This window comes from Acidocella sp., from assembly GCF_052326845.1.
Classification (GTDB): Bacteria; Pseudomonadota; Alphaproteobacteria; order Acetobacterales; family Acetobacteraceae; genus Acidocella.
On sequence record NZ_JBKQJR010000005.1, the window covers coordinates 37,656 to 59,504 of the forward strand.

At 65.4% G+C, this 21,849-nt stretch carries 16 protein-coding genes and 1 tRNA gene; 11 read left to right on the forward strand and 6 right to left on the reverse strand.

Translation table 11 applies throughout. The annotated features are described in order from the left end of the window. A complete protein-coding gene (locus tag ACLPJJ_RS00460; RefSeq protein WP_443588691.1) occupies positions 1-342 on the reverse strand; it encodes a helix-turn-helix domain-containing protein in 342 nt (113 codons plus the stop codon). Between the two features lie 98 nt (positions 343-440). Further along, the gene (rph, locus tag ACLPJJ_RS00465) at positions 441-1,154 is read right to left on the reverse strand and encodes a ribonuclease PH (RefSeq protein WP_443588693.1); all 714 of its coding nucleotides are present in this window, start codon (positions 1,152-1,154) and stop codon (positions 441-443) included. 48 nt (positions 1,155-1,202) lie between these two features. Here rph and hrcA point away from each other — a divergent pair, with 48 nt between their 5' ends. The 4 genes from hrcA (at position 1,203) to ACLPJJ_RS00485 (ending at position 6,767) form a co-directional block, all read left to right on the forward strand. Then, positions 1,203-2,270: a heat-inducible transcriptional repressor HrcA gene (gene hrcA / locus ACLPJJ_RS00470; RefSeq protein ID WP_443588695.1), complete on the forward strand. Its 1,068-nt coding sequence runs from the start codon at positions 1,203-1,205 to the stop codon at positions 2,268-2,270. A 72-nt stretch (positions 2,271-2,342) separates the two neighbouring features. After that, positions 2,343-2,417, forward strand: a tRNA-Thr gene (locus ACLPJJ_RS00475). Between the two features lie 718 nt (positions 2,418-3,135). Then, a complete protein-coding gene (locus ACLPJJ_RS00480; protein ID WP_443588696.1) occupies positions 3,136-4,956 on the forward strand; it encodes an ABC transporter ATP-binding protein in 1,821 nt (606 codons plus the stop codon). Then, complete coding sequence (locus tag ACLPJJ_RS00485; protein ID WP_443588697.1) at positions 4,953-6,767, forward strand: ABC transporter ATP-binding protein; 1,815 nt, start codon at positions 4,953-4,955, stop codon at positions 6,765-6,767. The genes ACLPJJ_RS00480 and ACLPJJ_RS00485 overlap by 4 nt, the downstream gene beginning before the upstream one ends. 2 nt (positions 6,768-6,769) lie before the next feature. Here the strand turns inward: ACLPJJ_RS00485 and ACLPJJ_RS00490 are convergent, their stop codons facing one another. Genes ACLPJJ_RS00490 through ACLPJJ_RS00505 form a run of 4 tightly spaced genes read right to left on the reverse strand, consistent with a single transcriptional unit; the run spans position 6,770 to position 11,103 of the window. After that, complete coding sequence (locus ACLPJJ_RS00490) at positions 6,770-7,282, reverse strand: GrpB family protein (protein ID WP_443588699.1); 513 nt, start codon at positions 7,280-7,282, stop codon at positions 6,770-6,772. 18 nt (positions 7,283-7,300) lie between these two features. Further along, positions 7,301-8,317 carry an aldo/keto reductase gene (locus ACLPJJ_RS00495; protein WP_443588700.1) on the reverse strand — a complete coding sequence of 339 codons (1,017 nt, stop codon included), beginning with the start codon at positions 8,315-8,317 and terminating at the stop codon, positions 7,301-7,303. 37 nt (positions 8,318-8,354) lie between these two features. Continuing rightward, positions 8,355-9,554 carry an SfnB family sulfur acquisition oxidoreductase gene (locus tag ACLPJJ_RS00500; RefSeq protein WP_443588702.1) on the reverse strand — a complete coding sequence of 400 codons (1,200 nt, stop codon included), beginning with the start codon at positions 9,552-9,554 and terminating at the stop codon, positions 8,355-8,357. A gap of 58 nt (positions 9,555-9,612) precedes the next feature. Further along, positions 9,613-11,103, reverse strand: coding sequence for an LLM class flavin-dependent oxidoreductase (locus ACLPJJ_RS00505; RefSeq protein WP_443588704.1), 1,491 nt, complete (start codon positions 11,101-11,103; stop codon positions 9,613-9,615). A gap of 235 nt (positions 11,104-11,338) precedes the next feature. Between ACLPJJ_RS00505 and ACLPJJ_RS00510 the strand changes: the two genes are divergently transcribed. The 7 genes from ACLPJJ_RS00510 (at position 11,339) to ACLPJJ_RS00540 (ending at position 21,603) form a co-directional block, all read left to right on the forward strand. Further along, positions 11,339-12,646: an acyl-CoA dehydrogenase family protein gene (locus tag ACLPJJ_RS00510; RefSeq protein WP_443588705.1), complete on the forward strand. Its 1,308-nt coding sequence runs from the start codon at positions 11,339-11,341 to the stop codon at positions 12,644-12,646. Positions 12,647-12,664: 18 nt separating this feature from the next. Next, entirely contained in the window at positions 12,665-14,014 is a 1,350-nt protein-coding gene (locus tag ACLPJJ_RS00515; protein ID WP_443588707.1) for an LLM class flavin-dependent oxidoreductase, read from the forward strand. A gap of 22 nt (positions 14,015-14,036) precedes the next feature. Next, positions 14,037-15,701: an ABC transporter substrate-binding protein gene (locus tag ACLPJJ_RS00520; protein ID WP_443588709.1), complete on the forward strand. Its 1,665-nt coding sequence runs from the start codon at positions 14,037-14,039 to the stop codon at positions 15,699-15,701. After that, positions 15,698-16,633 (forward strand): ABC transporter permease, encoded by a 936-nt coding sequence (locus tag ACLPJJ_RS00525; RefSeq protein ID WP_443588710.1) that lies wholly within the window; start codon positions 15,698-15,700, stop codon positions 16,631-16,633. The genes ACLPJJ_RS00520 and ACLPJJ_RS00525 overlap by 4 nt, the downstream gene beginning before the upstream one ends. Beyond that, a complete protein-coding gene (locus ACLPJJ_RS00530; protein WP_443588711.1) occupies positions 16,630-17,487 on the forward strand; it encodes an ABC transporter permease in 858 nt (285 codons plus the stop codon). Before ACLPJJ_RS00525 ends, ACLPJJ_RS00530 begins: the two co-directional genes overlap by 4 nt. After that, positions 17,487-19,154, forward strand: coding sequence for a dipeptide ABC transporter ATP-binding protein (locus tag ACLPJJ_RS00535; protein WP_443588712.1), 1,668 nt, complete (start codon positions 17,487-17,489; stop codon positions 19,152-19,154). The genes ACLPJJ_RS00530 and ACLPJJ_RS00535 overlap by 1 nt, the downstream gene beginning before the upstream one ends. 130 nt (positions 19,155-19,284) lie before the next feature. Continuing rightward, positions 19,285-21,603, forward strand: a complete 2,319-nt coding sequence (locus ACLPJJ_RS00540) for a TonB-dependent receptor family protein (protein ID WP_443588714.1) — start codon at positions 19,285-19,287, stop codon at positions 21,601-21,603. Positions 21,604-21,849: the final 246 nt, after the last annotated feature.

The window sequence follows — 21,849 nt, forward strand, 5'->3', positions numbered from 1 at the left end:
TCAGGCGGCGGGCGGGGAACCCAGCGCCAGCCGATACAGGGCCGGGGCGTTCCACAGCAGCAGGCGCTGGCGCCGCCAAGCCACGATGCCCTCTTCCAGCCAATGCGCCAGCAGCAGCCCGGCCGTGTGGCTGGTGCCGCCGGCCAGGGCGGCGAGTTCGTCGAGCGTGACCGACGGGGTGATGAACAGTTCCACCCCGGGTTCCACCTCAAACCGTTCGGCGAGGTTCAGCAGGGTCAGCGCCAAGCGCTCCACTGTGGTGCCGAGCACGGGCGGCGCCGCGCAATCCGGGGTTAGCGGGGCGGTGTGGGCGGAAGACCGGGGGCTCGGGCTGACCTGCATGGCGCGACCTTTCAAACCATAAAGCCTATCATTATAGTAGAAGTTATAGTCACGCAAGTGTAAAATGGGGCCGCCCATAGGGCAGCCCCGCGGGAATTTTAGCCCAAAGCCGCCTTCTGCGCGGCGAAAAGCTCTGTCGTGCCCTTGCGCGCCAGCGCCAGCAGCGCCTGGAAGGAGGCGTCGTCGAAGGTGGATTTTTCCGCCGTGGCCTGGATCTCCACGATACCGCCGCCTTGCGTCAGGATGAAATTGGCATCGGCGTCGGCGCTGGAATCCTCCTTGTAGTCGAGGTCCAGCACCGGGTTGCCCTGGAAGATGCCGCAGGAGACCGCCGCCACGTGCCCGGTGATGGGGAAGGCCTTCAGCACGTTGTTGGCCTGCAGCTTGCGGAAGGCCAGCGCCATGGCCACGTAGGCCCCGGTGATGGAGGCGCAGCGCGTGCCGCCATCAGCGTTCAGCACGTCGCAATCCAGCGTCACGGTGATCTCGCCCATGGCCTTGCGGTCCACCACGGCGCGGAGCGAGCGGCCGATCAGGCGCTGGATCTCCTGCGTGCGGCCGGACTGCTTGCCGCGCGCGGCCTCACGGTCGCCGCGGGTATGGGTGGCGCGGGGCAGCATGCCGTATTCGGCCGTTATCCAGCCCTCGCCCTGGCCGCGCATGAAGCCCGGCACCTTGCCCTCGACGCTGGCGGTGCACAGCACCTCGGTCCCGCCCATGCGGATCAGCGCCGAGCCCTCGGCATGGTGGGAGAACCCGGTCTCGATGGACACTTTCCGGAGTTCGTCGAAAATTCTGCCTGAGGGCCGCATGATATCTCTCCTGATCGATTTGCCGTGCTATTATCCGAGACTGTGACCATGGACCATAGAGGCAAATCCGTTCCGCCCCGCCTGCCGCCGGGGCTCGATGTCCGCTCCGCCGCCGTGTTGCGAGAGATCGTGGAACAATACGTGGAAACCGGCGAGCCCGTAGGCAGCCGCACGCTCTCGCGCCTGCTGCCGCAGCGTCTCTCCCCCGCCACCATCCGCAACGTGATGGCGGACCTCACCGATGCCGGGCTGCTGTTCTCGCCGCACACCTCGGCCGGGCGGCTGCCGACCGAGCGGGGCTTGCGCCTGTTCGTGGACGGACTGCTGCAATTCGGCGAGCTTTCCGAGGAAGAGCGCAGCACCATCAACCAGGCGCTGGTGCAGTCCGGGCGCAGCATGCAGGACATGCTGGCCCAGGCCAGCTCCATGCTCTCCGGCCTCTCCGCCGCCGCTGGGCTGGTGCTGGCGCCCAAGGGCGAGGGGGCGGTGAAGCATATCGAGTTCGTGCCGCTCTCTCCCGGGCGGGCGCTGGTGGTGCTGGTCTCGGCCGATGGCCAGGTGGAAAACCGCATCATCGAGACGCCGCCCGGCCTGCCACCCAGCGCGCTGCAGCGGGCGAGCAACTACCTCAATGCCCGGCTCTCGGGCCTCACCATCGCCGAGCTGCGGCGCCGCGTGGGGGATGAGCTGGTGGCCGACCGCACCGAACTGGACACCCTGACCAGCGCCGTGGTGGAGGCGGGGTTGGCCGATTGGGGCAGCGAGGGCAGGGGAGGTTCGCTGATTTTGCGCGGCCAGGGGCGTCTGCTGGAGGATGTGGACCAGCTGGAGAAGCTCGCCACCATCCAGGCGCTTTTCGAGCGGCTGGAGGCCGAGGAGACCATGCTGCGCCTGCTGGAGCTGGCCGAAACATCGGACGGCGTACGCATCTTCATCGGCGCCGAATCCGGGCTGTTCGGCGCGGCCGGCATCTCCATGGTGGTGGCCCCGGCGCGCAATGCGCAGGACCGCATCGTTGGCGCCATCGGCGTGATTGGCCCCACGCGGATCAATTATGGCCGGATCATCCCTGTGGTGGACTATACGGCCCGGGTGATTGGGCGTCTTTTGGGATAATGTGCGCCTGCGCGGCAGGGGGTGGTTGCAGCGGGGCGCCGGCTTCGATATAGGCTCCTTCGCCCCGGTTAAGCCGACATAGCTCAGCGGTAGAGCAACTGATTCGTAATCAGTAGGTCCCCAGTTCAATCCTGGGTGTCGGCACCATTTTAGCGTTATAAATCAATAAATTGGCTGCGGCGCGAAAGTGATTCCGGGAGTTATCCAATTAAATGTCCGGCTGGTGTCCGGGTTGGATCGACCCTCGGCGAATTGCCACTATCCCTCGCCGCTCGGCCAGGGCAAAGTGAAGGGGGCTGACTCCGCCCCCGCCCCCCCCCTTTTTTTGTCCACCAATTCCGTTGTCGAAAACGTCTTTGCCCCAGCGCCGATAGGCAGCGTTACCCGCGCATGGCGGCTCTGTCCGTCTGCCGAATGCAAACAGCCGCGCTCATTAAACGCCAGCAGTGCCTGTTCAGCCTTGCCAGGGGCCAGTTGGCTGACCACCTCCTGAGCCCACGCCTCATTCTGCCGGCGGTTGGTATCAACCCCGGACGGAGGCCGCCTGCGCCGCGACGATGCCCAGACTGTGAAGCGGCGTCGCGCTGTGACCCCATAAAACCCAGCTAAATCTAATGGTTGACGCGCCGATCGTGCCGAAACCCCTTGTCGATTCACACGCGGTCGGCCGCGCAGAGCTTGCCTAATTAAATAGTTTACAAATATAGTATATATTAGTAATAGGAAATATGCGATAGTCGGCGCCATCCCCCTCCAGGCAGTCTTCACGCGCGCCCAAGGTTGGCCTATCGCCAGTCCTCCGCGTTTGACCCCAACCCGACCGGACTTGCCCCGCGCGTCGCCAACTCCCAACCGAGAGAAGACCGTGCCCGATCCCCAAATCTCTCCCCTCCGCGTGCTGGACATCGCCAACGCCCCGCGCATCCTTGGCCGCGTGCTGAGTTACGCCTGGCAGTACAAGGCGCGCTTTGCCCTCGCCGGTGCCGCCAGCCTCGCCGCCACGCTGTTCAACCTCGCCATTCCGCGCCTGCTCGGCTGGTCGGTGGACCAGGCCCATGCCCTGCTATCGCATCGCGGTGCACCGCCCGACTCCATTCTTACCCAGCTTGCCCATATGGGGCTGTTCATCATCGCCGCCGCCGCCGGGCGCGGACTTGCCCAGATGATCGCCGGCTACCAGGCCCAGCATATCGCCCAAGCCGTGGGCCGCGACCTGCGCCTGCAATTCTTCGAGAAACTCCAGCGCCTGTCCTTCGACTTCCACGACCGCATCCATTCCGGCGACCTCATCACACGCGGCATGCTGGACCTTGAGGGCGTTCGCGGCTTCATCGAGAACGCGCTGCAGGCTTGTCTCTCGCTCGTGCTGCTGGTGAGCATTGGGGCCACCATGCTGGTGCTGCAAAACCCGCTCATGGCCCTGCTGGCCATGAGCTTTGTGCCGTTTGCCTTATGGCGCGCCGGGCGCATGGGGCTTACGCTGCGTCTGGCCTGGACGCGCCTGCAGGAGAAAATGTCCATCCTCACCCGCGTGATGGAGGAGAACCTGCAAGGGATGCGCGTGGTGCGTGCCTTCGCTGCCAAGGATTTTGAGATCAAGAAATACGACGAGGCCGGTGATGAGGCCCTGCGACTGTCCAACCGGCGCATCTTCATCCGTTCCGGTGCCATGGTACAGATCAACACCAGCTACTTCCTGGCCATGGGGCTAGTGGTGTGGGTGGGCGGGCAGCAGGTGCAGGCGCATCACTTCACGGTGGGCCAGCTAACCGAATTCCTCACGCTCATGACCATTTTGCAGCTTCCCGTCCGCCAGATGGGCATGATCATGAACGCCTCCTCGCGTGCGGTCTCCTCGGGCAAGCGTTTGTTCGAAATCCTCGACAAGCCCACCACCATCCGCGATGTCGCCGGGGCGCAGGTGCTGCACAGTCCGCGGGGCGTGCTGCGCTTCGACGACGTCTCCTTCTCCTATGACAGCACCGCGCCCGCCATCGAGCACATCTCCTTCACTGTCCAGCCCGGCCAGACGCTGGGCATCGTCGGCCCCTCGGGCTCGGGCAAATCCACCATCGCCCAGCTCATCCCGCGCTTCTATGACGTCACCTCCGGGCGCATCACGCTGGACGGCAAGGACATCCGCGAGGTCACGCTGGACAGTCTGCGCGAGGCGGTGGGGCTGATTGCTCAGGACGTCTTCCTGTTCGACGACGGCATAGACGCCAACATCGCGTACGCCGACCCGGAGGCCGAGATCCACGAGCTCATCGACGCCGCTCGTACCGCGCAGATCCACGATTTCGCGGCCAGCCTGCCCGCCGCTTATTCCACGCGCATCGGCGAGCGCGGCATGGGGCTCTCGGGCGGCCAGCGCCAACGCCTTTCCATCGCCCGTGGCATGGTACCCGACCCGGCGGTGCTGGTGTTCGACGACGCCACCTCGGCCGTGGACGCCGCCACCGAGCACCAGCTGCGCGCCGCCCTGCGCGCCGCCACCCATGCGCAGGCCACCATTATCATCTCGCACCGGCTGGGCTCGCTGCTGCACGCCGACGAGATCATCGTGCTGGAGGCCGGGCGCATCATTGAGCGCGGCACGCATGAGAGCCTGCTGGCGGCAGGTGGCTATTACGCGGCGCTGTTCACGGCGCAGAGCCAGAGCGGAACGGAAGGAGTGGCGGCATGAGCGGGGCGGCATTTGGCGGCGGACACGCCGGCGTGGGCGGCGAGGTGGATGAGGACATCTACGCACCGTTCAACTCCTCCGTTCTCAAGCGCGTCGCGGCCTTCGTGGCCCCGTACAAGGCCGGATTCTTCGTGGCGCTCAGCGCGGTGATGTGCTTCGTCGCCGCCCAACTCGCCATCCCCTATGTCATCCGCGCCGCCGTGAACGCCGCCGTGCACAAACCCGGCGCGCTGCCCATCAACACGGTGGGCGTCATCTTCCTCGCGGTCATCGGCTTCAACGCCGCCGCCTCTTATTCCCAGGAGGTGCTATCGGCGCGGCTCGCCCAGCGGGTCATCTTTGACATGCGCCGCGCCATGTTCGCGCATCTGCAGGACGTCTCGCTCTCGTTCCTCGACAAGACCCATGTCGGGCGCATCATGTCCCGCCTCCAGGGCGACGTGAATGCGCTGCAGGAATTCTTCGAGACCTCCATCCAGGCCACCGGTGACCTCGTGCTGCTCGTCGGCATTATCGCCGTGCTGCTGGTCATGGAATGGCGCCTGGCCCTCGTCACGCTCACCGTGCTGCCGGTGATGATCTTCATCCGCGCGCTGTGGCTGCCGCAGGCCAAGATCAAGTTCCGCCGGGCGCGCGACGCCTCCTCCATCGTGAACGGCGCACTGGCTGAGAATATTGCCGGCGTGCGGGTGGTGCAGGGGGCGCGGCGCGAGCGCGTCAACCTCGCCGACTTCGCGCAGAAGGCCAACAACAATTTGGAGGCGCAGGTGGCCGTCTCCTGGACCTCTCAGATCATGGTCCCCACGGTGGACGTGCTCACGGGCCTAGCCATGGCGGCCATCGTGCTCATTGGCGGGCAGTTCGTGCTCAAGGGCACCATGGACCTCGGTATCATGGTCGCCTTCATCTTCTATGTGCAACGCTTCTTCGACCCCATCCGCACGGTAAGCCAGCAATATACCATGATGCAGCGGGCCACGGCGGCCAGCCACCGAATCCTGGAGGTCATCGACGTGCCGCTGCAGATCGAGGACAAGCCCGGTGCGCAGCCGCTGGAAGCCAAGGAGTTCTCGATTGAGTTCGACCACGTGAAATTCGGCTACAAGCCCGGCCAGATTGTGCTCAAGGACCTCAGCTTTACCGTGCCCGCCAACAGCACGGTGGCGCTCGTCGGCCCCACCGGTTCTGGCAAGACCAGCGTCTCGGCACTCATCCACCGCTTCTACGATGTGAACGAGGGGCAGGTGCACATCGGCGGGCAGGACGTGCGCGACGTCACGCTGGCGTCGCTGGGGCGGCACATCGCCATTGTGCTCCAGGAGCCCTTCCTGTTCACCGGCACCATATTGGAAAATATCCGCTATTCCTCGCACTGGGCCAGCCGCGAGGATATCATAGAGGCGGCCAAGGCCACTCAGGCGCATGAGTTCATCTCGCGCCTGCCGCTGGGTTACGACACGCTGCTGGAGCAGCGCGGCCAGAACCTCTCCATCGGCCAGCGCCAGCTGCTCAGCTTCGCGCGCGCCCTGGTGGCCGACCCGCATATCCTCATCCTGGACGAAGCTACGGCCAGCATCGACAGTTTCGTGGAGGCGCAGATCCAGCAGGCGCTGCGCGTGCTGCTGGAAGGACGCACCAGCATCGTCATTGCCCACCGCCTGGCCACGGTGCGCGACGCCGACAACATCATCGTGCTGCGCTCGGGCGAGATCCTGGAGCAGGGCAATCACGAGCAGTTGCTCGCCGCGGGCGGGCTGTATGCCATGCTGTACCGCAAGAATTTCTCGTCCTTTGACGAGGCGGCGGAATAGACTTACGGCGCTTCCAGGACGGCCCTGATGAAGGGCGTCTTGGCGGCGGTGTAGGCGTCTCTGTCGGTCTGGTGGGCAACCGCCAGACCGCGCTTGAGGGCGGCATAGGCGCTGGCAAGGTCCGCGTCAGCCCGCAGCCGGCTGCGGAAGGCGAGGTGATCCCGCCAGAAAACGCTGCCGGCGGGCACGGCATGGATATGCGACAGCCGGTGTTCACGCGCCGCGTCGGCCCAGCGCACGAAAAACAGCCGCTCGGAGCGGTCAGGGTCTTCGTACCATTGGGCATAACCAAGCCGCTCCAGCGCCGCCACCACCTCCGCGGTGTGGCGGAAATCATCCAGCCCCACCATAATGTCGATGACCGGTTTGGCAGCCAACCCCGGGACCGAGGTGCTGCCAATATGCTCGATGCGCGGCGCCAGCGCCTCCAACGCCGTGGCGATGCGGCGGGCCTCAGCCGCAAACTGATGCGGCCATTCGGTACTGTAATCGTGGATATGGATCGTGTCGTTCATGTCCGCCGCCATTTGGTGTTACCAGCGGTAAAGGCTGGGGCCGAACCGGGCCTCGTAGAAGGGAGATACGTGCGTACCCGGGGGAATGATCTCGTCGATGCGCGCCAGATCCTCCTTGGTCAGGGTGATCTCGGCGGCTTTTAGCGCGTCCTCGAATTGCTCCTCGGTGCGCGGCCCGATGATCGGCGCGGTGACGCCGGGCGCCTGGATGGCCCAGGCCGTGGCGAGTTGCGAGAGCGGGAAGCCCTTCTCGGCGGCAAGGAGCGTGAGCGGCTCGATGACATCATAGATGTGGTCGGTGAGGCGCCGTGCCTGCGGGCGGTTGGCGTTCACCGCGTAGCGGCTGTCGGCCGGCAGGGGCTCGCTGCGCTTGTACTTGCCGGTGAGCAGGCCGCCACCCAGCGGGCTCCAGGGAATGACGCCCAGGCCGAAAGTCTGCGCGGCGGGCAGCAGCTCGCGCTCAATGCGGCGGTCCAGCAGATTATAGGGCGGCTGCTCGGAGACGAAGCGGTTGAGCCCCAGCTCCTTGGCGGCCCACAGTGATTCCACGAGCTGCCAGCCCGCGAAGGTGGAGGAGCCAATATAGCGAACCTTGCCGGAGCGCACGAGGTCGTCCAGCGCGCGCAGGGTTTCGTCGATGGCGGTATCGGGCTCCGGGCGATGGAGCTGGTAGAGGTCCACATAGTCGGTGCCCAGGCGCTTCAGGCTGGCCTCGGCCTGGGCGATGATGTGCCGCCGCGAGGAGCCGCGCAGATTGGGGGCGGTGTCGTGCATCGGAAGATGCACCTTGGTGGCCAGGAACACATGGCCGCGCTTGCCATTGCGCTTGAGCGCCTCGCCAGTGACCTCCTCCGACTTGCCGCGCGAATAGACATTGGCGGTATCGATGAAATTGATCCCGGCATCGATGGCGCGGTCGATGATGCGCACCGATGTCTCAAGATCGGTACGGCCGCCAAACATCATGGTGCCGAGAACAAGGGGCGAGACCTTGACGCCGGTGCGGCCAAAGGGGCGGTAGTCGGATATTGCCATTACGTGGAAAACTCCCTGTTGTTGGATGATGGGCTGGTTATGAATCCTGGGCCAGCTTGCGCACGGGCTTGCCGGGCAGTTTTTGGTTGAGCAGGTAGTCGCCCGCCACGTGGTAGCGCCAATGGTTGGCATCGTGCACCGAATGGGTGCGGATGTTGCGCCAGTGACGGTCTAGGTTGCGGGCGCGCTCGGTGGACGAGGTGCCGGAGAGCGAGAAGATGTCGGTGGCGATGGCCAGCGCCACATCCTCGGCATAGGCCTTGGCCTCGGCCACCGCGACGGTGGCGGCAGCGGCGTTTTCCTCGGTCAGATTGGCGCGGGCGGCATCCAGCGCGCGCCCGGCGCGGGCGAGCAGCAACTCGGTGGCGTGGAGCTGCGTGACCAACTGGCCGAAGCGCAGGATGACATGCGGGTCCTCGGTTGCCGTGGCCACCGCCGCCCCCAGGCGCGGACGCTTACGCGCACGCACGGTCGCGACAGCATCGGCCAGGGCGTTCTGGGCGATGCCGACATCAATGGCCGTGTGCAAAAGCTGAGCGTAGGAGTGGAAAATGGCGGTGCGCTCGAACAGCTTGTAGTGCGGAATGACCTGGCTGGCCGGAACCGCGACATCGGTGAGGATGGCGGTGCCGCTATAGGCGACGCGCTGGCCAAAAGAATCCCAGTCGTCCAGCACCTGCACGCCGGGGGCCTGACGCGGCACAAAGGCCAGCACAAAGCGGTTTTCCTCGTCGAAGGCCGCCACCGGCAGCCAATGCGCCAGCAGCGCGCCGGTGCAGTAGTATTTCTTGCCGTTCAGCCGGTAGCCGCCCGCGCCGTCGGGCAGCAGGCGGGTGGCAAGGTTGAGCGCCGAGCTTCCGCCTATTTCGGCCTGGGCGTTGCCCAGCCGCGCGCCGGCCAGAATCTCGCCGAAGAAATGCGCCTGCTGTTCGGGGGTGCCGTCCTCGCCCACGGCCTCCAGAAAGAGGTAGTGGCTCTGCACCATCTGCGCCACGGCCGGATCGCCCGCCGAGAGCAATTGAAACACGCGCGCGATCGTCTCATACGAGACGCCGGCGCCGCCAAACGCGCGGGGAATGGTGATGGCAAGAATGCCACTGGCCGAAAGCCAGTCGAGTTCCGCCTGGGGTGGGGTGGGGGTGCGGTCGCGTCCGGCGGCGCCGGACTCCAAAAACAGCCGAAGCTCGTCGGCAACCTTCAGGGCTTCTTCTTCCGAGGCGATGATATGGGCGGTCATGGTCCTGTACCGTGTTAAAATGGTTTGGCGGCCGGAGAGGCCCCGGCCGCCGTTTCGCTTATTCAGCGGCGGAGTCGGCCGCCGCGCGTTCCCTGAATTCGTGGTGCGAGAGTTCCAGCCCCGCGTCATTGTTCTGCTCGGGAATGGCCAGTGGCTCCGTGGCCTTGCCGAAATTGGCGGGGTCGCGGAACTGCGCGCCGTAATGCTCGGACAGCAGGCGGGCATTGCCCGCACCTAGCAGACGCTCGCGCAGGGTCTCGCCCGGGTTGTATGTCTCGCGGAAGCGCCCGCGCCGGCGCAGCTCGGGCACCACCAGCTCGATGAAGTCGCGCGCCGTGCCGGGCGTGAGGTACTGCACCAGGTTGATGCCGTCGATGTCATCGACATCCAGCCATTCCTCGATGCGGTCGGCGACGATGTCCGGCGTGCCGGCGACAAAGAAGCGGCCATAATTCACCGAGCGCAGCTCGGCCAGAATCTCGCCCACGGTCTGCTCGTCGCGGTAGCGCGGCGGGATGAACTCGTAGCCGCTCACCTCGCGCTTCTTCAACTCGCCGATGGTCACGGTCTCGGGGAAGGCGGTGTAGTCGATACGCGACTGCGAATGTGCCAGACGCGCCTCGGCGCTGATGTAGCGCTTGTAGTTGTCAAATTTGGCGGAGACTTCGTCCGCGTCTTTGCCCACGATAATGCCCGCCCCGGCCAGAAACTTGATGTTCTGCGGGTTGCGGCCATAGCGCGCGGCGCGGGCGCGCATGTCGGCCACGTTGGCCCGCACTGCCTCGGGCGAGCCACCGCCGGTGAACACCACCTCGGCATGGCGCCCGGCGAATTCCTTGCCCGCATTGGAGCCGGTGGCCTGGAACAGCACCGGCGTGCGCTGGCGCGAGGGCTGGCTGAGATGCGGGCCCTTGACCCTGAAGTGCGGCCCGGAATGGTTGATGTAGTGGACCTTTGAGGGATCGGTATAGACCCGGTGCTCGAGGTCCTGGATCACCGCGTCCTCTTCCCAGGAGCCTTCCCAGAGCTTGTAGAGCACGTCCAGATACTCGTTGGCGATGCGGTAGCGCTCGTCATGCGGCATTTCGGCGTCCAGGCCGTAATTGGCGGCCTGGTTGGGCAGATAGCTGGTCACGATGTTCCAGCCCACGCGACCCTTGGTGATGTGGTCGAGCGTGGAGAGACGGCGCGCGAAGCTGAAGGGCGGCTCGTAGGTGGTGGACGAGGTGGCGCCAAAGCCGAGATTCTTCGCTACCTGCGCCATGGCCGGGATGATGAAGAACGGGTCGTTATTAGGGATCTGCAGCGCCTCGCGCAGCGCCGTCTCCGGCCCGCCACGGTATTGGTCATAGGCGCCCACCACGTCGGCCAAAAAAATGCCGTCGAACGTGCCGTATTCCAGGAGCTGGGCCAGCTCGGTCCAGAATTCGATGTCGTTGAACCGGTGGCGGTTGTTGTCTGGATGCACCCACAGGCCGTGGATGATGTGACTGACGCAGTTCATCTCGAACAAGTTGACGTGCAGTTGTTTCTTTTCCTTGTCGGCCATTTGGCGGGTCCTGTGTTGGGCGGCAGGGAGGTGCGCCTGTCCGCTGCTGTTGCGTGATGTCCCTGTGGTGGCGGTCGACCCAAACCGGGCAGATCGACAGGTCGCCCATAGATTAGATAAACTCTATAGACAAGATAGAAAAAGATATTTAGGACTCTGAGGACAGAAGATTTTCACGCCGGTCCGCGCAAGGCGAGGGGCGGGAGAAAGAGTTTCTACCCTGGGGTACACAAACATGAATGCATCGGTGCGGCCGGAAAACCGGTCTAGCGGAGTCTTCCACCAAGCGGCGGTCGAGTACGAGGCGCTGGCCGCACCGTTCCGGCCCATTTTCCCGCAGATCGCCGCTACGGCGGTGGAGCGGGAGCTCAGCCGCACACTGGCCTTCGAGCATATCGCCGCCCTGCGCGAAGCCGGGTTTGGCAAGGTGCGCATCCCGCACGAGCTGGGGGGCTTTGGTGCGACCATCCCGCAATTCTTCCGCCTGCTGGAGGAACTGGCCACCGCCGACTCCAATGTGGCCCATGCCTTCCGCGGGCATTTCGCCTTCCTGGAAGAGCGGCTGCTGCAACGTGACGAGGCGGCGATCGCGTTCTGGTTCCCCAAGGTGCTGGACCACAAGCTCATTGGCTACGCCATGGCCGAGCGCACCGAGGAGACCGGCAATTCCACGCTGCTCACGCGTGACGGCGAAGGCTGGCGTCTGAACGGCACCAAATATTATTCCACCGGCACCATCTACGCCGACTGGATTGTGGCTGCGGCCAAGGACGGTGACGATTTCCTCTCGGTGGCGGTGGCCGCGGATGCCGAAGGCGTGGAGCGCATCGACGACTGGGACGGATTCGGCCAGCGCCTTACCGGCAGCGGCACCACGCATTTCCATAACGTGCGCATAGAGGACAGCCAGATCATCCGCCGCTTCTCGCCGGACGATGAGCGCGAGGACAGCTATAACCTTTCCTTCCTGCAGATGATCCTGCTCACCGCCATGGCCGGTGTGGGCCGCGCGGCGGTGCGCGACATTGTGGAGTTCGTGAAGCCGCGCACCCGGGCGTTTGGCATTCCCGGCAAATCGTCACCCAAGGACGACCCGCTGGTGCAGCGCGTGGTCGGCCGCGTGGCCAGCCTCTCCTACGCGCTGGACTCGATCATCGAGAACAATTCCCGGCATTTGCAGGAGCTCTACGAGGCGAAGCTGGCCGGGGTGGCGGCGCCCGAGGATTTCGTGCAGGCCAATGTGCGCACCTTCGAGGCTCAGCAGATCGTCATCGACCTCGTGCTGCAGCTGACCTCGCAGGTCTTCGAGGTCGGCGGCGCTTCCGCCACGGCCGAGAGCCGCCGCCTGGACCGCCACTGGCGCAACGCCCGCACGGCGGCCTCGCACAACCCTGCGATTTTCCGCGAGCGTGCCATTGGCGACTACCTGCTCAATGGCACCGCGCCGGTCACACGCTGGGCGCTGCAGCGCAAGCAGGCGGCGGAAGGCGAGACCACGGACGCCAAGCCGCCCGCACATGAGCGTGAACTGCCTTCTCTTTAAGCAAGAAAGATCAAAGCCATGTCAGACCGCAAGCAGCTTTCCATTGGCATGAATATTCTGGGCCTGGGCGGGCACCAAGCCGCCTGGCGCCTGGGCGAGGTGCCGTCCACTTCGATCAACAACCCCGATTACTACGTCAACATCGCCAAGATTTCCGAACGTGGCACACTCGACGCCATCTTCCTCGCCGACGGCCCGCAGCTTGGCGGTGATGTCGCCAAGGGCCCGGCTGGGCGCCCGGAGCCGACCATCCTGCTCACCGCCGTGGCGGCGGCGACCACGCATATCGGCGTGATCTCGACGCTCTCCACCACCTATAACGAGCCCTATAATCTGGCCCGGCGCGTGGCCTCGGTGGACCAGATCAGCAGTGGCCGCGCCGCCTGGAACCTCGTCACCAACGCGGGCGACGGGGCAGCGCAGAATTTCGGGCTGGACGAGGCGCCGCTGCATGTGAGCCGCTACGACCGCGCCGCCGAATTCGCCGAAGTGGTCATCAAGCTCTGGGACTCCTGGGAGGATGACGCGATCCTCGGCGATTGGAAGGGCGGCCACTACGCCGACCCGGCCAAGGTACATGAGATCAACCATCACGGCCGCTTCTTCAGCGTCAAGGGCCCGCTCAACGTCTCGCGCTCGCCGCAGGGCCGGCCGGTGATCTTCCAAGCTGGCGGCTCCGAGGGCGGCAAGGCCGTGGGCTCGCGCTATGCCGACGCGATCTTCTGCACCCAGACCACGCTGGAGGCGGGCATCGAGTTCTATAACGAGATGAAGACCCGCGCGCGTGCCTGGGGCCGCAACCCCGATCACCTCAAGATCATGCCCGGCATTTCCACGGTCGTCGGCTCCACCGAGGAGGAGGCCGAGCGTCGGCGCGAATATCTCGACAGTTTCGAGGGCAATCGCGGCCTGATTGCGCAGATCGCCGGGCGCATCGGGATCAAGCCCGAGGAGCTGGACATCGACGCGCCGCTGCCCTGGGACAAGCTCGATGACCTCACGCCGCCCGAGAAGGGCTCGCACGGGTTCTTCGAGGCACAGATCAAGCTCGCCCAAGCCGAGAACCTGACCGTGCGCCAACTCGCCCGGCACATCCGCTCGGGGCATCGCCTGGTGGTGGGCGCGCCGGAGCAGATCGCCGATACGATTGAGGAATGGTTCCGCGCTGGGGCGGCAGATGGCTTCAACCTGATGCCGGACGCCTTCCCTTCGGGCGCCGAAATCTTCGTGGACCATGTGGTGCCCATCCTGCGCAAGCGCGGCATCTTCCGCCACGAATACACCGGCACGACCCTGCGCGAGCATCTGGGGCTGCCCAAGCCGGTGAGCCAGTTCGCCGCCGGGGCGGCTGAGGCCATCCGCGCATAAAGCGCGGCGGGGGAGTGGCAAGATGCTAACAAGATCAGCTTTCCTGCGCGGCGGAGCAGGGGCGGCGGCGTTACTTGCGGCGGGCGCGGCCCGCGCCGATGCGCCTCTGGGTCTGCCCTCCGGCGGCTATCGCGAGACACAGCCCGGCCGCCCCGGCGGCACGCTGCGCGCCTCTGTGGCCCTCGACATCGGAGCGCTGGACCCGCACGCCCTCTACGCCACCAACGTGGAGTGGATCGGCCGGCTGTTGTTCGACAATCTCGTCTATCTCGACGAGCAGGGCCGGCCCGCCCCCTGGCTGGCCACATCCTGGACCATCTCGCCCGACGGCAAGACCTACACCTTCTCGCTGCGCGACGATGTCACGTTCAGCGATGGCGCCAAGTTCAACGCCGAGGCGGTGCTGCTCAACCTGGAGCACATGCGCGCCCCGGCCACCAAATCGCCGCTGGCGGCGACGTATATCCAGCCTTACGCTAGCGGGCGGGTGGTGGACGAATACACCTTCGAGGCCACGCTGCACGCGCCCTATTCGCCGTTCCTCTACGTGCTGGCGCAGGCCTGGCTGGCCATGGAATCGCCCAAGGTCATCAAGGAGCGCCCGCTCAGCCTCAACACGAATCCCATCGGCTCCGGGCCGTTCATCCTGGATAGCTACATGCCGCAGCTGGGCATGAGCTTTACCCGGCGCCCGGACTACAACTGGTCACCGCCGGTCACCGGCCATAAGGGCCCGGCCTATCTGGACCGGCTGGAATTCGAATTTGTCCCCGACGCCTCGGTGCGCTATTTCTCGCTGGCCTCGGGCGAGTACGACTTAACCATCGACCTGCCGCCCCAGGCCGGAGCGGCGGCGCTCGCCAACCCGGCGCTCGCCGTGACCAACCGCGTGCGCATGGGCTGCCCCAACCGCGCCATCGCCTTCAATGTCGCCGCGCCACCCTTTGACGACATCCGTGTGCGCCGCGCCGCCGCTCTGGCCATGGATCGCAGCGGCATCGCGCAGATCGCCGGCTTTGGCCTCTACCGGCCCATCGCCAATTTCCTCTCGGAGACAACGCCGTTCTACGATGCCTCGGCGGCAGGTGCGCTGGCCTACGACCCCGCCCATGCTAACGCGTTGCTGGATGAAGCCGGCTGGACCGGGCGAGACGCCGAAGGCTACCGCACGAAGGCGGGCACGCGTCTGGCGGCGAGCGTCGCCATTGCGGTGGGTGTCACCTCCATTCCAGTAATGGTGGAAATCCAGTCAGACATGCGACGGGTGGGCTTTGACCTGCAACTGGAAGCGCTGCCCACCGGCATGCTGCTGCAGCAGCGCATTGCCGGCCAGTATCAGGCCATGAGCGGCGGCGTGTGGCACACCAACACGCCCGACGCGCTGTACATCAACTATCATGGCAGCCAGATCCCGACCTTTCACGAGGGCGGGCAGAACACCTCGCGCCTCAACGATCCGGCGCTGAACGCGCTGCTGGAGCAGGCCCGCGAGGCCACCGACACAGCGGCGCTGACGGCGCTCTACGCGCAGGCGCAGGCGCGGCTCATCGAGTTGGTGCCCGCCGTGCCGCTCTACGACAACCAGTCGCTGATCGGCTTTGGCACCCGGGTGCGCGGCGTCATCTACGATACCTCGCATGAAACCCCCCATTTCGAGACCATCTGGCTACAGGAGAGCGCGGCATGAGCGGCAGGTACCGGCATCTGCTCTGGCGCCTGGGGGCGGGCGCGTTGGTGCTCTGGGGCACCGTCACGCTCGTCTTCCTGGCCATCAACCTCACGCCGGGCGACCCGGCCATCACGCTGCTCGGCGGGCCAGATGCGCTGCCCACACCGGCCATCCTGCATCAGGTACGAGCCGAATACGGGTTCGACGCGCCACTGCACGTGCAGTATCTGCGCTATCTGGGCCGCCTGCTGCAGGGTAATCTCGGCACCTCCTACCGGCTGCACCAGCCGGTGGCGGCGCTAATCGCCGGGCAAATCGGCGCCACCGCCACGCTCGCAGTTTCGGCCATGACGCTGGGGGTAGGGTTGGCGCTGATGGTGGCACTGGCCACCGCCAAGCGGGCACGCTGGCTCACTTCGCTGTTCAACGGCATCGAGGTCACGCTCTCCTCGGTACCCAGCTTCATTACTGGCCTCATCCTGCTGCTGGGCTTCTCCTTCAGCCTGCACCTGTTTCCCTCCTCCTCCACGCGCGGCTGGACGGCCAACATCCTGCCGACAATCACCATGGCCATGCCCATCGCCGCCGTGCTGGCCCAGGTGCTGCGGCGAGAGCTGGAGGACATTCTGGAGCAGCCCTTCATCGTCACGGCGCACACCCGTGGCCTCTCGGAGGCCGGCGTGCGCCTGGGCCATGCCCTGCGCCATGCGCTAGTGCCCGCCCTCACCATCGCCGGCATGATGTTCGCCGGGCTGCTGTCCTCGGCCGTGGTGGTGGAGACCGTGTTCAACCGCCAGGGGCTGGGCCGCATGATGACGGACGCCACTGCCAACCGCGACGTGCCACTGGTGCTGGGCATCGCCCTGCTCGCCACCTCGCTCAACATTCTCATCAATATCGCCATCGACCTCATCAACGCGGTGATCGACCCCCGCACGGAGCGCTCATGAGCCAGCTGACCACCACCCTCGGCAGCCTGGAGGCCCCGCACCCCTGGCTGCGTGACCTCCGTCCCGGCTTCATCCTGGCGGTGGCGTTTTTGCTGCTGCTGCTGCTGGCGGCGGCGTTTCCCGCCACGTTGGCGGGCACCGACCCGCTGGCCACCAATGCCCACAACCTGTTCGCACCGCCCAACACCGCGCATTGGCTGGGCACCGACGAAGACGGCCGCGACGTCTGGTCGCGCATTGTCTATGCGGTGCGACCCTCGCTGCTGCTGGGCACCAGCGCGGCGCTGTTCAGCGCCCTGGCCGGGGCGGCACTGGGGGTGGCGGCCGGGCTGGGCACGCGCCTGGCCGACAACGCGTTGATGCGCTTTGCCGACATGCTGCAATCCTTCCCCGAGATCCTGCTGGTGCTGGTGATCATCTCCTTTTGGGGCGCCACCGACACCACGCTGGTTTTCGCCCTGGGCGTTGCCGGGGTGCCGCGCGCCGCGCGCCAGGTGCGGGCCCAGGCGCTGGGGCTGCGCCGTGCCGGATTTGTCGAGGCCGCGCTCACGCTGGGCCTGACGCACGGCACCGTCATCCGGCGCCACGTGCTGCCCAATGCCATAAAACCGGTGCTGGTTCTGCTGCCGCTCGACATCGGCTGGAAGATCGCCGCCGTCGCCACGCTCTCCTTCCTGGGCGTGGGCGCGCCGCCGCCCGCCCCGGACTGGGGCTCGATGCTGGCCATCGACCGTGATTACGTGCTCAACGGCTGGTGGCTTACAGCCTTCTCGGCGGGTATCATTACCGCGACCGTGCTGGCCGTTAACGCGCTGGGCCGCGAGCTGGTCCGCCGCAGCGAGGGCCGCGTCTGATGCGCCCGCTGCTGAACGTGCGCGATCTGCGCGTCGACTTTCCCGGCGGGCGCGAGCAGGTGGTGAAGGGCATCTCCTTCACGCTCAACCGCGGCGAATGCCTGGCGCTCATTGGTGAGTCTGGCTGCGGCAAGTCCGTGACGCTGCGCACGCTGGTGGGTCTGCCCGGCACAGGGGGCGTGGTGCGCGCCGAGGCGCTGGAGTTCGACGGCGCCGATACGCGCCGCTTCTCCCCGGCCCAGTGGCGCGACATACGCGGCGGGCGCATCGGCTTTGTCCTGCAGGACGCGCTGCTCTCGCTCGATCCGCTGCGCAAGGTGGGCGAGGAGATCGCCGAGCCGCTGCGCCTGCACCGCGCCCTTACCCGCCCGGCGCGCGAGGCCCGCATGCTGGAGCTGTTGCGCGCCGTGGGCGTGCCCGAACCCGAGCTGCGCGCCGCGCAATATCCGGCCCAGCTTTCCGGCGGTCTGCGCCAGCGCGCGCTCATCGCCTCGGCCATCGCCTGCCAGCCTGAGCTGCTAATTGCCGACGAACCCACCACCGCGCTGGATGCGCTGGTGCAGACGCAAGTGCTCGACCTGCTGGCCAGCCTGCGCGACGGCAATACCGCCATGCTCATCGTCAGCCACGACCTGGCCGTGGCGGCGCGCCTAGCTGACCGCGTGGCGGTGATGCGCGCCGGCGAGATTGTGGAAGCCGGCCCCACGCAAGAGATCTTGCGCCGTCCGCAGCACCCCTACACGCGCGAGCTGCTGGCCGCCGCCACCACCGTGCATGCCCACGATTCGGCTCCATCCGTGCCTGCGGCGCGCCGCTCCACACCAGTGGAGGTCGCCGCAATCGGCGTGACCAAGAGCTTCGCCAGCCCCGGCGGCGGCAAGCGCCTGGCCTTAGCCTCCTCCTCTGTCACGCTGCGCGCCGGCCGCACGCTGGGCATCGTTGGCGGCTCAGGTTCGGGCAAAACCACGCTCACCCGCATCATCCTGGGGCTGGAGAAAGCCGATTCCGGCGAGGTCCAGTTTCAGGGCCGTCCTTGCCTGACCCTCTCCCCCGCCGAGCTCCGCGCCGCCCGCCGTCGCGTACAGCCGGTGTTCCAAGACCCGCTCAGCTCCTTCGACCCGCGCTACACGGTGGAGGCCGTCCTGGGCGAGGCGCTGAACGTGGCGGGCTACAAGCGCGGCCCCGAGCGCCGCGCCCGCGCGCTGGAGTTGCTGCATCTGGTGCGCCTTGATGAGTCGCATCTGCCGCGCCGGCCCATCGAACTTTCCGGCGGCCAGCGTCAGCGCGTCGCCATCGCCCGCGCCCTGGCGCCTGAACCCGCCGTGCTCATCTGCGACGAACCGGTTTCAGCCCTCGACATCCCGGTGCAGGCGCAAATCCTCACGCTGCTTGCCGAACTCAAGCGCGACCTCAACCTCGCTTGCCTGTTCATCTCGCATGATCTCGGCGTGATCCGCCGCGTGAGCGACGACATCGCCGTGATGAAGGACGGCCATATAGTGGAGACGGGCGAGGCCAGCGACATTTTCCGCGCCCCGCGTCACCCCTATACGCAGGCCCTCCTCGCCGCCATCCCGGATGTGGAATTTCATACCGATGCCGCGTCATCTCCGATGGATAATAGTTGCGATCAGGAAGCTGGTCGTGGAATGTTTTTTGTATACTGAAATCCTGGAATTCGCCCCTGAATGCGCAAAATCTCTATAAAGTAGATAGAATTGATATTGATAAAAATCGCAGCTTTGAATATCGGTTGTCCTGCTTCCGTTTGGGTCTAAAATTCAAGGACAAAATGAAATGACTTATCGTACCGCCGGGCAGCGCCAACGCCCGAATAGCCGTCATTTTTGGGTGAACGCCCCGCTGGCGCTGGGGGTTGTGGGGCTGGTGCTGCACGCGGGCGCGGCGCGTGCGCAAACGCCGCCGCCCCCGCCGGTCAATGGCTCGCAGCTCACCGCCGTGATTGTTAAAGGCAAAACGCCTGCCCAGGCCGCGCGTGCCAAGCTCAGCAAGATTCCCGGCGGCTTCTCGGTGGTGGACAGCGCAGAGGTCGCCAAGGGCCGTGTGCGAAGCAACGCCGACCTGCTGAAGCTGCAGCCGGGTGTCATCGCCGCCGCCACGGGCGCCGGCGGCTTCGACTCGATCAAGGTCTCGATCCGCGGTTCGGGCGTGAATAACGGCGTCGGCTATTTCCGAAACGGCATCAAGTACGAGTTCGACGACCTGCCGGTGACCACGCCTTCTGGCACGCCCTATGAGCTGTTCGATCCTCAGGGCCTCGACTACACGGAAATTCTGCGCGGCGACAACGCTTTCACCACCGGTGACCTCGCCCTTGGCGGCACCATCGACTATCATACGAACACCGGCCGCACCGCGCCGTATAGCGAAATACGCACCGAATTCGGCAGCTTTGGCTATATAAAGGGCTCGGCAGCCACCGGCGGCGTGGTTGGCCCCTGGGACTATTACATCAACGTCATCGGCGAGAGCCAGAACGGCTGGCAGCAGCACTCCAACGCCTCGGCCCAGCACGTCATCGCCAATCTTGGCTACCAGATCAACGACAACGCCGAGACACGTGTGTATTTCCGCTACGGCAAGGAATTGTTCTACGGTCCCGGCGCGCTCACCCGCGGGCAGATCGAGAGTTCCACACCGGACCAAGCCCAGCTCGCCTATTTGGAGACCAACTACAAGCGCAACCAGCCGGGTTCCGAGCTGATTGGTGACGTGACCAAGCTGCGCTTTGCCGATAACCAGTCCGTTGAGCTTGGCCTCGCCTACCAGAACTTCCCCATCGTCATTGGTCCGAGCAGCACCTCCGCGCCGATCCTGGCGAAATGGGATTACGGCAATATCGCCGCGCAGGTGAAGTACGAGAACACCTCGCGGCTATTCGGTCATGGCAACGACTTCACCGCCGCCGCTTATTGGTCCGACGACATCTACGGCGACGCCAAGGAAGAGGCGATCGCCGCCGACGGCGCCAACCCCTACGGTACGAGCTACAGCTACCTGGGCGCGACCTATAAGATCGCCCCCACCTCCTACTACAACATTCCCGGCGTAACGGCCGGCGAACGCCTGTACTGGAACAAGTTCAACGGCTCTACCGACCAGACCGCGCTGCTCTCCGACGATTTTGAGCTCATCCATAACTTGTGGCTCACGCTGGGCGGCGCGGTCGTCAACACCCCGCGTAACTTCAACACCATAGGCAACACCTACGTGACGGGTACCACGATCCCGGTCGTGCAGACCCCGAGCTTCCGCAGCTCCGAGACGAACCTCATTCCGCGCATCGGCCTGCTTTGGGATGTGAGCCAGGACCTGCAGCTCTTCACGTCCTATGGCGGCAATATCGAGCCGCGCGAGGACTGGGCGGGCGGCTACGGCCCCTATAGCGGCACCACGGCCTCGACCTACCCGAATTACGGCATCCTGAACCTGAAGAACCAGGAGGCCGACACGGTGGAGGTTGGCTTCCGCGGCCGTTATGGTATCTTCCAGGGCAGCACCGATTACTACTACGCGCAGGTTTCCGACGAGCTGCTGACCATCTACGATGCCTCGATCGACGCCAACACCACCATCAACGCGCCGCACGCCACGCATCAGGGTGTTGAATCGGAGCTGGACACGGTGCTGTGGCAGGATGGCGGCAGCTTCTGGGGCGACACCACCGGCGTGAACCGCGTGCATCTGGTGCAGACCTTCACCTGGAGTGACTTAACCTTCAACAGCAATGGCGGCGCCCTGAGCAACAAAACAGAGCCAGGCCTGCCGCCCGAATACTACCAGGGCGAGCTGGCCTTTGACGCCGCGAATGGCATCTACGCCAATTTCGACGCCACGGCGGCTTCTGGCACTTACGTTGACTATCTGAACACCTGGAAGGCGGCACCTTACGTTGTCTACGGCCTCACCGTCGGGTGGCAGCAGCAGCGCGCGGACAAAAAGGGCTGGCAGGTGTCGCTCAGCGTCGACAACCTGACCGACACCAAATACGCCGTGGCCATCGCGCCGACCTACAACGCGAACCATGCCGACTACGCCAACGAGTACCCCGGCGCTGGGCTGGGGGTGTATTCGGCGGTGGACTACAAATTCTAATCCCCAAAGGCAGGCCCGTGGACCGCGCGCTTACATGCCCGGTCTGCGAGCCCGTCGCCCCGCTTTGCCGTATGGCCATAACGAGGGCTATACTCCACCTTTTTTAAATCGATATAATTTGAGCTGCTGCCGGTTTCGTGGACACGACGATAAGATCGTGATCGAGGAACCGGAGAGAGGACATGACGAGACGGAAGTTTGGCAGTGAGTTCAAGATTGAGGCTGTGAAGCTGGTGACGGAGCGGG